Annotated in this window: 12 protein-coding genes and 1 other RNA gene; 8 read left to right on the forward strand and 5 right to left on the reverse strand. The window is 34.4% G+C overall.

What is annotated here, in order from left to right; all coding sequences use genetic code 11:
- Positions 1-28: 28 nt before the first annotated feature.
- Both C3729_RS02620 and C3729_RS02625 read left to right on the forward strand, forming a co-directional pair.
- A complete protein-coding gene (locus C3729_RS02620; protein WP_104792704.1) occupies positions 29-2,569 on the forward strand; it encodes an adenosylcobalamin-dependent ribonucleoside-diphosphate reductase in 2,541 nt (846 codons plus the stop codon).
- Positions 2,570-2,796: 227 nt separating this feature from the next.
- Positions 2,797-4,209: an APC family permease gene (locus tag C3729_RS02625; protein ID WP_104792705.1), complete on the forward strand. Its 1,413-nt coding sequence runs from the start codon at positions 2,797-2,799 to the stop codon at positions 4,207-4,209.
- Positions 4,210-4,477: 268 nt separating this feature from the next.
- Here C3729_RS02625 and C3729_RS02630 read toward each other — a convergent pair whose 3' ends face one another.
- A complete protein-coding gene (locus C3729_RS02630; protein WP_104792706.1) occupies positions 4,478-4,903 on the reverse strand; it encodes a hypothetical protein in 426 nt (141 codons plus the stop codon).
- A 70-nt stretch (positions 4,904-4,973) separates the two neighbouring features.
- Between C3729_RS02630 and C3729_RS02635 the strand changes: the two genes are divergently transcribed.
- The gene (locus C3729_RS02635) at positions 4,974-5,918 is read left to right on the forward strand and encodes a cation diffusion facilitator family transporter (RefSeq protein ID WP_260204378.1); all 945 of its coding nucleotides are present in this window, start codon (positions 4,974-4,976) and stop codon (positions 5,916-5,918) included.
- Positions 5,919-6,031: 113 nt separating this feature from the next.
- Here the strand turns inward: C3729_RS02635 and C3729_RS02640 are convergent, their stop codons facing one another.
- From C3729_RS02640 to C3729_RS02650, 3 genes are read right to left on the reverse strand one after another with little or no spacing between them, the layout of a single operon-like run.
- A complete protein-coding gene (locus tag C3729_RS02640; protein ID WP_104792708.1) occupies positions 6,032-7,438 on the reverse strand; it encodes an NAD(P)(+) transhydrogenase (Re/Si-specific) subunit beta in 1,407 nt (468 codons plus the stop codon).
- Between the two features lie 6 nt (positions 7,439-7,444).
- On the reverse strand, positions 7,445-7,753 hold the full coding sequence (locus C3729_RS02645; RefSeq protein ID WP_104792709.1) for an NAD(P) transhydrogenase subunit alpha: 309 nt from the start codon (positions 7,751-7,753) through the stop codon (positions 7,445-7,447).
- Between the two features lie 12 nt (positions 7,754-7,765).
- Complete coding sequence (locus C3729_RS02650; protein WP_104792710.1) at positions 7,766-8,902, reverse strand: Re/Si-specific NAD(P)(+) transhydrogenase subunit alpha; 1,137 nt, start codon at positions 8,900-8,902, stop codon at positions 7,766-7,768.
- 212 nt (positions 8,903-9,114) lie between these two features.
- Between C3729_RS02650 and C3729_RS02655 the strand changes: the two genes are divergently transcribed.
- The 3 genes from C3729_RS02655 (at position 9,115) to C3729_RS02665 (ending at position 11,824) form a co-directional block, all read left to right on the forward strand.
- Positions 9,115-9,954 carry a 1,4-dihydroxy-2-naphthoyl-CoA synthase gene (locus tag C3729_RS02655; protein WP_104792711.1) on the forward strand — a complete coding sequence of 280 codons (840 nt, stop codon included), beginning with the start codon at positions 9,115-9,117 and terminating at the stop codon, positions 9,952-9,954.
- A 253-nt stretch (positions 9,955-10,207) separates the two neighbouring features.
- Positions 10,208-11,137: a 1,4-dihydroxy-2-naphthoate octaprenyltransferase gene (gene menA, locus C3729_RS02660; protein ID WP_104792712.1), complete on the forward strand. Its 930-nt coding sequence runs from the start codon at positions 10,208-10,210 to the stop codon at positions 11,135-11,137.
- Between the two features lie 6 nt (positions 11,138-11,143).
- Positions 11,144-11,824, forward strand: coding sequence for a metal-dependent hydrolase (locus tag C3729_RS02665; RefSeq protein ID WP_104792713.1), 681 nt, complete (start codon positions 11,144-11,146; stop codon positions 11,822-11,824).
- Positions 11,825-11,856: 32 nt separating this feature from the next.
- Here the strand turns inward: C3729_RS02665 and ffs are convergent.
- An RNA gene (gene ffs, locus C3729_RS02670) (signal recognition particle sRNA small type) lies at positions 11,857-11,954 on the reverse strand.
- 73 nt (positions 11,955-12,027) lie between these two features.
- Here ffs and C3729_RS02675 point away from each other — a divergent pair.
- Positions 12,028-12,606, forward strand: a complete 579-nt coding sequence (locus C3729_RS02675; RefSeq protein WP_104792714.1) for a DUF4199 domain-containing protein — start codon at positions 12,028-12,030, stop codon at positions 12,604-12,606.
- Positions 12,606-13,151 (forward strand): hypothetical protein, encoded by a 546-nt coding sequence (locus tag C3729_RS02680; protein ID WP_104792715.1) that lies wholly within the window; start codon positions 12,606-12,608, stop codon positions 13,149-13,151. The genes C3729_RS02675 and C3729_RS02680 overlap by 1 nt, the downstream gene beginning before the upstream one ends.
- Positions 13,152-13,155 lie beyond the last annotated feature (4 nt).

Consider the following 13,155-nt stretch of genomic DNA (forward strand, 5'->3'; position numbering starts at 1 on the left):
ATTGTGTCAAAAAAATTAATTATCTGCCATGGAGAAAATAACCAACCAACAAGCGTATGAAGAAACTTTACACTACTTCAAAGGAGACGATTTAGCAGCCAGAGTTTGGGTAACCAAATATGCACTGAAAGATTCTGATGGGAATATTTATGAAAAAACACCTGATGATATGCACCAAAGAATTGCTTCTGAGGTTGCGAGAATAGAAAAAAAATATCCCAATCCGCTTTCCGAAGCAGAAATTTTTGATCTAATAAAAGACTTTAAATATATCATTCCGCAAGGAAGTCCGATGACGGGAATTGGTAATAATTTTCAGATTGCTTCGCTTTCTAACTGTTTCGTAATCGGTAACGGAACCAATAGTGATTCTTATGGAAGCATTATGAAAATAGACGAAGAGCAAGTTCAACTCATGAAACGTAGAGGTGGAGTTGGTCATGATTTATCATATATTCGTCCAAAAGGTTCTGCGGTAAAGAATTCTGCGCTTACTTCTACAGGTTTAGCGCCGTTTATGGAGCGTTATTCTAATTCTACCAGAGAAGTGGCTCAAGATGGAAGAAGAGGCGCATTAATGCTTTCTGTGTCTATAAATCATCCTGATTCTGAGGATTTTATCAATGCTAAATTAGAGCAAGGAAAAGTAACGGGAGCGAATATTTCTGTGAAAATAGATGATGAATTTATGAAAGCGGTAAAAACCAACAGTGAATATCAACAGAAATATCCTATTTACAGCAAAAATCCTAAATATACCAAGACTATTTTTGCAGATGAAATTTGGAAAAAAATCGTACATAACGCTTGGAAGTCTGCTGAACCAGGAATTCTTTTCTGGGATACCATCATCAGAGAATCCATTCCAGATTGTTATGCAGATTTAGGTTTTGAAACGGTTTCTACCAATCCTTGTGGCGAAATTCCGCTTTGTCCGTATGATTCTTGTCGATTGATTGCCATTAACTTATATTCTTATGTAGAAAATCCATTTACCAAAAAGGCAAAATTTAATTTTGATTTATTCAAAAAACATGCAGCTTATGCACAAAGAATGATGGATGATATCATCGATTTGGAAATGGAGAAAATTGATGCAATTTTAGCAAAAATTGAAAAAGACCCAGAAAACGAAGAAATTAAACATACTGAAAGACAACTTTGGGAAAAAATCCGCAAGAAAACCCTTCAAGGAAGAAGAACAGGAGTAGGAATTACGGCAGAAGGCGATATGTTGGCGGCTTTAAATTTAAGATATGGAAGCAAGGAAGCCAATGAGTTTTCAGTAGAAGTTCATAAAACTTTGGCGCTTTCTGCGTATCGTTCTTCGGTAGAAATGGCGAAAGAAAGAGGTGCTTTTGAAGTTTTTAATGCAGAAAAAGAAAAAAATAATCCTTTCATTTTGAGATTAAAAGAAGCAGATGAAAGTCTGTATCAAGATATGGTGAAATATGGCAGAAGAAATATCGCTTTATTAACCATTGCGCCAACTGGAAGTACCAGTTTGATGTCTCAGACTACTTCAGGAATTGAACCGGTATTTTTGCCTGTTTACAAGCGTAGGAGAAAGGTAAATCCTAATGATAAAGATGTAAGAGTGGATTTTGTAGATGAAGTGGGAGATTCTTGGGAAGAATACATCGTTTTCCATCATCATTTTAAAACTTGGATGCAAGTTAATGGCTATGATATTTCTAAAAATTATTCCAACGAAGAAATTCAAGATTTAATCGAGAAATCTCCTTATTACAAGGCGACTTCTAATGATATTGATTGGCTCAGCAAAGTTGAAATGCAAGGTGCGATTCAAAAATGGGTAGATCATTCTATTTCGGTGACCATTAACATTCCGAATGAAGCTACAGAAGAATTGGTGAATCAATTGTACATTAAAGCTTGGGAGGTTGGTTGCAAAGGAGTTACGGTTTACAGAGACGGTTCTAGAAGTGGAGTTTTGGTTTCTGCAGATGATAAAAAAGAAGAAAAAGATGAGGAAGAAACTGCTTCATCTTTAGAAGCTTTCCCTACAAAAAGACCTCAAATTTTAGAAGCTGATGTGGTGAGATTCCAAAATAATAAAGAAAAATGGATTGCTTTTGTAGGTTTGGTTAATGGTAGACCTTATGAAATCTTTACAGGTTTGGCAGATGATGAAGAAGGAATTATGCTTCCACGTTGGGTAAATGAAGGTTTGATCATTAAAAATAGAGACGAAAACGGAATTTCCAGATATGATTTCCAATTCAAGAATTTAAGAGGTTATAAAACCACTATTGAAGGACTTTCTCATAAGTTTAATCCAGAATTTTGGAATTATGCGAAACTTATTTCAGGAACTTTAAGACACGGAATGCCAATTGAAAACGTGGTAGAATTAATCAACAGATTAGAGCTAGATTCTGAATCTATCAATACTTGGAAAGCGGGAGTTGCAAGAGCTTTAAAGCGCTATATTCCTGATGGAACCGAAGTTGACGGACACAAGTGTAGCAATTGTGGTTCAGACCAAGTCGTTTATCAAGAAGGTTGCCTGATTTGTAAAAATTGTGGAAATTCTAAATGTGGGTAAGAGTCGGAAGATGGAAGACGGAAGTCTGAAGATTAAAAAAGTTGACTTTTATTTTGGCTTTCCGATGGAATCTAAATAATTTTATTCAATTGATAAACAAAAAGTCACAAATCTTTGTGGCTTTTTAATTTTCTAATATCTTTGATCGTCTTAAAAAATTCAAAATTTATTTACCTCAATCCTAAAGGAAGTAAATTTTGAATTTTTAACTTGAAACAAAAAACTTTATGAATAAAAAATTAAAACTTTGGGACGCAACCATGCTCGTGATGGGTTCCATGATTGGAAGCGGAATTTTCATTGTTTCTGCGGATATGATGAGAAATCTCGGTTCTGGTTATTGGCTCATCGCAGTTTGGGTAATTACAGGAATTATGACGGTTGCAGCCGCTTTAAGCTATGGCGAACTTTCGGCAATGTTTCCAAAAGCAGGTGGACAATACACTTACATTACAGAAATTTTCGGGAAAAGGCTCGGGTTTTTGTACGGTTGGGGAATGTTTACCGTGATTCAAACAGGTACCATTGCAGCTGTTGCCGTGGCTTTTGGGAAATTTTCGGCGTATCTTTTTCCTGCGCTCAATGATGCAGCTCCGCTTTTCCAAAGTGGCGAATTTAAAATTACTTGGATTCAAATCCTTGGTATTGCGGTGATTTTGTTGCTCACTTACATCAATACTCGAGGTGTAGAAAGCGGAAAACTCCTTCAAAATATTTTCACAGGTTCTAAAATCGTCGCGCTTTTAGGGTTGATTTTTTTAGGATTTATTTTGGTAAAAGAATCTTTTTGGAGCGGAAATATGAGTTTTGGTTGGGATTCTTTCAATAATTTGGTCAAAGATGACAAAGGAAATTACCTGAAACTCGGTTGGGAATCTATTTCTGGAGCTACGCTTTTCGGGGGAATTGCTGCAGCAATGGTTGGTTCGGTTTTTAGTTCTGTAGCTTGGGAAAACGTGACTTTCGTTTCTGGTGAAATCGAAAATCCACAGAAAAATGTGGTAAAAGCAATGGTTTTAGGTACAATTTCTGTGATGGTTTTGTATTTGTTGGTGAATTTCGTTTATCTGAATGCTTTAGACCGAGATTCCATCGCATTTGCAGCGAATGATAGAGTAGCAGTTGCGGCTTCGGAAAAAATGTTCGGAAGTGTAGGAACGATTATTATGGCGGTTCTCGTGATGATTTCTACTTTTGGTTGTGTAAACGGAATTGTTCTAGCAGGAGCTAGAGTTTTTCAAACGATGGCAAAAGATGGACTTTTCTTAAAATCTGCTATCGAAAATAATAAAAATGGTGTTCCCGAAAAATCTCTTTGGATGCAGGGAATTTGGGCTTCACTTCTCGCTTTGAGTGGACAATACGGCGATTTATTGGATATGATTTCTTTTGTGATTGTGTTGTTTTACATGATTACGGTTTTTGGCGTGATTTATATGAGAATAAAACAACCGAATGCAGAAAGAAGTTACAAAACGTGGTTGTATCCTGTTACGCCGATTATTTATTTGCTGATTGGAACAGCTTTTTGCGTATTGTTATTCATTTACAAACCAAATTACACTTGGCCAGGATTATTGCTTATTTTAATTGGTTTACCAGTGTATTACGTGATTAATAAAAGGAATTTTGAGAAGTAAATAATTAAAAAATAAAGAAATTAATGAATAGAGTCGGGCTTTTGTCCGACTTTTTTATTGGGGAATTCAATTGACTTTAGCCGAAAGTTATTTTTGAAATTTTTCATGGTGTATCTCCTAAAAGAAAAAATATTGTTCGTTACTCACTTCATTTTTTTTGCTTTCGGAGTAGTGCTTTACACTGCAATCTTTTATTTTTTTTGTCAGTTTGAGCGGAGTCGAAAACCAAAAAAATAAAAGGATTTCCGTTGCAATCGCTTACGCGGATTTAACTATTTTCAATTGCGTCAAAATAAAGTTTAACATTTTCCCAATCTGAATCTCTTTTAGAGTGATATCTCAAAAATCTATCTTCTCTATCCTCAAGTTCATAAGGCATTTCTACAAATTCACAAGCTATCTTTGATGCATCCTCTTCTTTAGCATAAAATATAATTTCATAAATATTTTTATGTAGAGTAGTACCAATAATTTTAATATCAACCTTTTTATATATCTTTTGCAAAATTTCAACCATAAATTTTTGTAAAATTTCTTCATCATTTTCTGTGTCAAAGAATCTTTGTAGCTCAACATACCAACACCAACTAAAGTCTTTGTCAATATTATTAATAAGACTTTTATTTATCATAAGATAAAATGGCTCATCGTTAATATTAAAAATTCTTCTGACAAAAGTTATTTCTTCTTCCATAAATTATTTATTTTGTAAAAATCAAATATAAGTAATTTAACCAAAAATTTCTCAAAAAAATTCCCGAAATTTGACTAAAATATCTTTCATGTTGCATTCTCACGATCACGGTCATAGTCACGTTCCAGCGCTAGATTTAAACTCTAAAAAACTAAGAAACGCTTTTTACATTGGGATTTTCCTTAATTCAGCTTTTGTGATTATAGAAGCAGCGGTTGGTTGGTCTCAGAATTCATTGGCTTTGCTTTCAGATGCAGGACACAATCTCAGTGATGTAGTAAGTTTGATTTTAGCACTCTTTGCCTTTAAATTAATGTATTCTAAAGCTACGCAATCTTATACTTATGGTTACAAAAAAGTTACGGTTTTGGTGGCTTTGCTTAATGCTTTAATCCTTTTTGCGGCAGTGGGCGGAATTATTTTCGAAGCGGTTTTTAGATTTTACAATCCTCAACCTTTGCAAGGTAAAATTATGGCGATTGTGGCGTTTATTGGGATTATTATCAATGCGCTTACTGCTTATTTTTTTATGAAAGATAAAGACAAAGACCTCAATATTAAAGGCACTTATTTACACATGGCTGCAGATGCTTTAGTGAGTTTGGGTGTGGTAATTGCAGGTGTGGTAATTATTTATACAGACTGGTTTTGGCTGGATGCGGTGATGAGTATTATTATTGCTTTAGTGATTCTCTACGGAACATGGAGTTTATTTACCCAAAGTCTTAAATTGGCTCTAGATGGAGTTCCGGAAGGCGTAGATTTCAATAAATTAAAAGAAGAAATTCTAGCAATTGACGGAGTGAAAGATTTTAAACATCTTCATATTTGGGCATTGAGCACGACTGAAAATGCATTGACTGCTCATCTTCAAGTTGAAAAATCACTTTCTCACAATGAAATTGAAAAGTTAAAAGATAAAGTGAAGCATGAATTAGAGCATTACAATGTGCATCATACAACACTTGAAATTTACTTTAACGACAGAGAATTCTTGGAAGAGGAAATGCTTTAGAAGTATGAGTTATGAAATATGAAGTAAGAAGTATGAGTTTTTTTAACAATAAAAAAATCCTATTCAATAATTTCTGAATAGGATTTTGTATTTCTGTGTTTTCTTTGAGAGTATTACAGATTTTTAATCTCAGAGATTAAATCTTGCAATACTTTTTTCGCATCTCCGAAAAGCATTGAAGTTTTTGGTCTGTAGAATAATTCGTTTTCAATTCCTGCGTAACCAGGTTTCATACTGCGTTTATTTACGATGACGTTTTTAGCCAATTCAACTTCTAAAATAGGCATTCCGTAAATAGGAGAGGAAGTATCTTCTTTAGCAGCAGGGTTTACTACGTCATTTGCTCCTAAAATGAGCACTACATCTGCAGTTGAGAATTCTTCATTGGCTTGTTCCATTTCCATTAATTTTTCATAAGGAACATCGGTTTCTGCCAAAAGTACATTCATGTGTCCTGGCATTCTACCAGCAACTGGATGTATCGCGTAGAATACATCTACACATTTGCTTTCTAATAATTTTTCTAATTCATGACAAGCGTGTTGAGCCTGAGCTACTGCTAAACCATAACCTGGAACAATCATTACTTTGCTAGCGTAAGTCATTAAAACTGCTGTATCACTCAACGTGATTTCTTTCACAGTTCCGCCAGAAGGAGAAGTTCCGCCAGAAGATTTTGCACCGCCTCCAAATGAACCAATCAATACGTTTAATAAAGAACGATTCATGGCGTTACACATTAAGATGGTTAATAAAGTTCCTGCAGCTCCTACCAAAATACCACCCGTTAACATTACTTTGTTGTCGTATAAAAATCCTCCACAAGCTGCGGCAACTCCTGTAAATGAGTTCAATAATGAAATAACTACAGGCATATCTGCGCCACCAATTGGAAATACGAAAAGTAATCCGTAAAGCGTAGATAATCCAAAAATGACATAGAATAAATAAGCGTTTTCTGGACTGAAAGTCATTACCAAATACACTGATAATCCTAAAATAGCCAATAAAATAGCGATATTCAAAAATTGTTGACCAGGAAAAGCAAAATCTTTTTTAATGTTTCCATTCAGTTTTCCCCAAGCAATCATACTTCCTGCAAATGATACAGAACCGATGATTAATCCTAAAAGGATAATAGAAAGCGTTCCTAAATTTACTTCGCCAGTAGTATTGTGTGATAAGTGATTGAATTCAACCAAAGAAATTAAAGCTGCACAAGCTCCTCCCATTCCGTTGAAAAGGCTCACCATTTGTGGCATTGCTGTCATTTTTACTTTTTTGGCAGCAAGAGCTCCCACGATTGTTCCGATAAGGATTCCGCCAAAAATCCAACCGTAATTTCCTAATTTTTGACCATTATCGTCTTGATAAAGAAAAATAGTTCCTAAAATGGCTACTACCATTCCTGCTGCTGCTAATAAATTTCCTTTTCTAGCAGTAGCTGGATTCGAGAGCATTTTTAACCCTAAAATAAAGGTCACTGAACCGATGAGGTATAATATTGTAAGTAGTCCCATGATTTTCTATTTTTTCTTTTTACTAAACATTTCCAGCATTCGGTCTGTTACTACAAAACCTCCCACTACGTTAAGTGTTCCTAAAATCACTCCTAGAAAACCTAGAACTAATGCCAAATAATTGTCTGGTTCAGCTTTTCCCATAACAATAATAGCCCCAATAATCACTACTCCGTGAATCGCATTTGCGCCACTCATTAGAGGAGTGTGTAGTACACTAGGTACATGACCTATCACTTCAATTCCTACAAAAATCATCAGAATTACAATGTAGATGATTTGTTGGTATTGAGAAATCCACTCTATAATATTCATAAAAATTTTGTTTTAGTTATTCATTGAAGGAGAGAGGATAGATTTTACTCTATCGTTAATAATTTCGCCATTGTGTGTGATACAAGCGCCTTTTACCAAATCGTCTTCCCAGTTGAGGTTAAGGTTTGCTTCTTTGTCAATGATGAGTTGTAAGAAATTCACAATGTTTTTTCCGTACAATTTACTTGCGTCAGAAGGCATAGTAGATTGTAGAGAAGAGTTCCCTATAATAGAAACACCGTTATAATTTACTGTTTCGTTATTTTTAGTAAATGGAGTATTACCACCGGTAGAAGCAGCTAAATCTATAATTACAGAGCCATTTCTCATAGAATTGAGCATTTCTTCGGTAATTAAAATCGGAGCTTTTTTACCAGGAATTTGTGCTGTGGTGATGATAATGTCCGATTTTGCAACACTTTCAGCGATTCGTTGTTGTTGCTTCTGTTTGTATTCTTCGGTTTGTTCTACTGCATAACCACCAGCTGTACTGGCATCTGCAGCGCCTTCCACTTCTACAAATTTAGCACCAAGACTCATTACTTCTTCTTTTACCGCAGGTCTAGTATCGAAAACTTCTACTACAGCGCCTAATCTTTTTGCGGTAGCAATGGCTTGTAAACCAGCAACTCCAGCTCCTAAAATAAGCATTTTGGCGGGAGCAATACTTCCTGCAGCTGTCATAAACATCGGGAAATATCTTCCATAAGAATTGGCAGCCAATAAAACGGCTTTGTAACCTGCAATATTGGCTTGAGAACTTAATACGTCCATTGCTTGTGCTCTGGTTGTTCTAGGAAGCATATCAAGAGAAAAAGTAGTGATTTTTCTTTCAATCGATTTAATAACGTTTTCTCCGTTAGATAAAGGTTGATAAACACCTAAGAGAATTTTAGAACTAATTTTAGGAAAATCTTCATCTTGAAGAGGATGGATAGACAATAAAATGTCTGCTTGTTCTAATACTTCGGCTCTAGATTTAATTTCTGCGCCTACTTTTTCATATTCTTGGTTATTATTAAAGGATTTATCACCTGCACCAGATTCTACTATGAGTTTATTTCCTTTTTTAATGAGTGCTGCTGCAGATTCTGCAAGTAAAGAAACTCTTGTTTCGAAAGAAGGTTCTTTTAATACACCTATAATCATTTTATTAATTTTAAATATTTTCAAATATAAACCTATTTTTTGACAATAGGAAAATGATTTATTTCATGTACAAGTTATTATTGTGAATGAATACTATTAAAAATTATTAAATTCATAATCATTATGTAACATATATCACATTAATATTTCTAAATTTTTATTCTGCACCTTTTTTTCAAAAATAGTATCTTTACCAGCAAATTTTTTGAAATATGAATATAGATTGGAAAACGGCTAAAGAATACGAAGATATCACGTACAAAAAGTGCAATGGAGTAGCGAGAATCGCTATTAACAGACCAGAAGTTAGAAATGCTTTTCGTCCTAAAACCACTTCAGAATTGTATGATGCTTTTTATGATGCTTATGAAGATTCTAGCATTGGTGTGGTTTTATTAACAGGTGAAGGTCCAAGTCCTAAAGATGGCGGTCATGCTTTTTGTAGTGGCGGCGACCAGAAAGCTCGTGGTCATCAAGGTTATGTAGGTGATGATGGAAGACATCGTCTCAATATTTTAGAAGTTCAAAGATTGATTCGTTTCATGCCAAAAGTAGTGATTGCTGTGGTAAACGGTTGGGCAGTTGGTGGTGGTCACTCTCTTCATGTGGTTTGTGATTTGACTTTGGCAAGTGAAGAACATGCAATTTTCAAACAAACTGATGCAGATGTTACTAGTTTTGATGGTGGTTACGGTTCGGCATATTTAGCAAAAATGGTAGGTCAGAAAAAAGCTAGAGAAATTTTCTTTTTAGGAAGAAATTATTCTGCGAAAGAAGCCGAAGATATGGGAATGGTAAATGCGGTAATTCCTCATGCTGAATTGGAAGAAACTTCTTATCAATGGGCGCAAGAAATCTTAGCAAAATCGCCAACTTCTATCAGAATGCTGAAATTTGCGATGAATTTAACGGATGACGGAATGGTTGGCCAACAAGTTTTCGCGGGTGAAGCAACCAGATTAGCATACATGACTGAAGAAGCTAAGGAAGGCAGAAACGCATTTTTAGAAAAACGTAAACCAGATTTCGGCGATAATCAGTGGATATCTTAATAAGGAGTTAGGTTTTAGGGATTAGTAAAAATTAAATCCTAAAACTATATCGATTGAATAAAAGCATTTCGGTTGAGTATTTTTAAACAAAAAATAAGGTTTTAGGGATTATTAGAAACTAAATCCTAAATCCTAAAACTATATTGATTGTATAAAAGCAGTTCGATTGAGTATTTTTAAACAAAGAATAAGGTTTTAGGGATTATTAGAAAGAAACTAAATCCTAAATCCTGAGTCCTAAATCCTAAAAACTATGATTGATTGGATAAAAGCAGCTCGTCTGCGTACTTTACCGCTTTCTATGAGCGGAATTATTATGGGTTCTTTCATTGCAAGATGGAAACTCCTAGAACAAGGAAAAACTTGGGATTGGACTATTTTTACATTGGCACTTTTGGTGACTTTGCTCTATCAAGTTTTGTCAAATTTTGCCAATGATTATGGTGATGGCGTAAAAGGAACCGACCAAAATAGAATAGGACAGGCAGAACAACGTGCGGTAGCTTCTGGTAAAATTTCTGCAAAACAAATGAGAAACGCTATGTTTTTGTTTGCCTTTTTATCATTAGTGGCGACTTTAGTTCTTTTGTACAAAGCATTTTTTCCTGATTTTATTAATGAATTTTACACTTTTATAGGATTGGGAGTTGCATGTATTTTGGCAGCGATTGGTTACACTGTTGGTAAAAAACCTTATGGTTATCTTGGTTTAGGAGATCTAATGGTTTTTATCTTTTTCGGGTTGGTTTCGGTGTGTGGAAGTTACTTTCTGTTCACTAAAACTTTTGATTGGGATATGCTTTTCCCTGCTTCTGCAATCGGTTTGCTGAGTGCTGCCGTTCTGAATCTCAACAATATGAGAGACATCGAAAACGACGAAAAATCAGGCAAAAAAACGCTTGCATTAAGATTAGGCTTCAAAAATGCAATGATTTATGAAATGGTGATTCTCATGCTTCCACCGATTTTGGTTTTGATTTACATGATGATGAATGGTTTACAAGAACAAGGTAAATATTATGCATTTATTTTCTTCATTACCGTATTTCCTTTAACTGCTTTGCGTAGAAAAATGATGGAAGTAAAAGAACCAAAAGAATTAGATCCATTCTTAAAACAAGTGGGAATCATTACTTTATTAATGAGCGTTTTGGTGGCTTTTGGATTGAATTATTTTAGATAAAAAATCATGAAAATAAAATTCCTCGGACAAAACTGTTTTTTGTTCACTTATAATAATAAAAATATCCTTTCTGACCCTTTTTATAATTTTCAGAAAGAGCAAACAGGTTTTGATGTTTCTGCACAAAAGATTGATTATGTGCTCATTACTCACGCTCATGGCGATCATATTGCAGATGTAAGAGAAGTATTGCAACATCATCCAGATGCTACGGTAATTGGCCAACCAGAAATTTGTGGTTATTTTAATCATCCTAATTATATTGACATTAATTACGGAGGTTCTGCTAAGTTTGATGACCTGAAAATTTCTATGGTTCCTGCGTATCATACTTCTAGTTTTCCAGATGGAACTTATGGCGGACAACCTTGCGGATATGTGTTTAGATTCCAAGGTAAAAACTTGTATTTTGCTGGAGATACAGGTGTAATGGCAGATATGGAGTTGTTCCCAAGACTTTTCGGGGAAATTACAGCAGCTATTCTTCCAATTGGTTCACATTACACGATGTGTGCAAGAAAAGCGAGTTTTGCAGCTGCAGAATTATTGAAAACCAAAAGAGTGATTGGTTGTCATTTTGATACTTTCGAGCCGATAAAAATTAATCACGATTCGGCAAAACAATTGTTTGCAGAGAGAAATATTGAGTTTTCGATTCCTGAATTGGGAGAAGAATTTGAAGTATAATTTTCTGAAAAATTTCAAAAAAAGACATAAAAAAATGGCAAGCTACCTAAATCACACCGCTACGACCGATTACCTTTGCTGCGTTCCCACCCTGGAGGATTCTCAGGAGCTGGTTGTTTAGGACTTGCCGTTGCAAAAATACTGAATTAATTTAAAATTCAAAATCTAATCTCGTATTTTCGAGAAAAATTTTTAAAAATAAAATGAGTAAAAACGTTTATACATTTGGTTTTCTGATATTTATCGCGACCATGTTAGTGTTCTTTGGAGTGTATTTTTTTGGTTATAACACCAATTATTTTAACACAAGTATGCTTCTGAACGCATTTTTAATGCCTGCGCTTTATACTTTAGGTGCTTATTTTTCGGTGACGACTTACAAAAAAGAGGTAAAAGAAATAGGATTTAGAGATGCTTTTGGTAGAGCTTTTAAACCGATGTTTATTGGTGGTTTTCTTTCCATGTTCAGCATTTTTGCCTTTCTTAATTATGTAGATACAGATGCTAAAGATTTACTGAATCACCAATATGTAGAGCGTCAAAAAACAGAGCTTGACAATGAATATAAAAAGGCAAAGCAAATTTTAGCTAAAAAAGAAGATAAAGAAGAACTGGATAAAAAATATCAAGAAAGATTGCAGAGTTTTGCGCCAGAATTGGTAAAAGATAAAGATATGTTTACCTTCAGAAACTTCACGTATTTTTTCGCTGCAGTTTTGGTATTTTATACCATTCTGTCTACATTCTTCGGAACTTTCTTTAGAAATAAAACTTTAGAATAATGAGCTTAAAAACTACTGTTTCCAGAAATTTGACGGGCAAAAAAGTTCTTATCTTCTTCGTGTTGTCAAGTGTGGTTTATTTTGCCATGATTTTTTTTACGATTCCAAAATTAACTGATTTTGCGAATGGTTTACAGATTTTTGACATGAAACCCAATGGTTACAGTTTTACTTATGCCAAAGAACTTTTAGGAAATCTAGGGAAGAGTGGCAGAAATTTTTATCTGTCTCGTCAGTTGCCATTAGATTTCGTATATCCTCTCTTGTTTATGATCAGTAATATTCTGATTTTGAGTTTCTTTCTTAAGAAAATTGGCAAATTAGAATCTTGGTTTCTTTTGGTTTTATTCCCTGTAATTGCTGGAGTTTTGGATTATTTAGAAAATTTCGGTCTTATTTATTTACTCACTTCTTATCCTAAAATCTCTGAAATAGGCGTGAGAATAATCAGCACATTTACTGTAATAAAAAGTCTATTTACAAGCTTATATTTTGTAATTTTGCTGTTCGTTTTAGCGATATTAATTTTCCAAAAAATAAAATAATTTT

Origin of the sequence: Cloacibacterium normanense (assembly GCF_002943105.1) — a bacterium.
Taxonomy (GTDB): Bacteria; Bacteroidota; Bacteroidia; order Flavobacteriales; family Weeksellaceae; genus Cloacibacterium.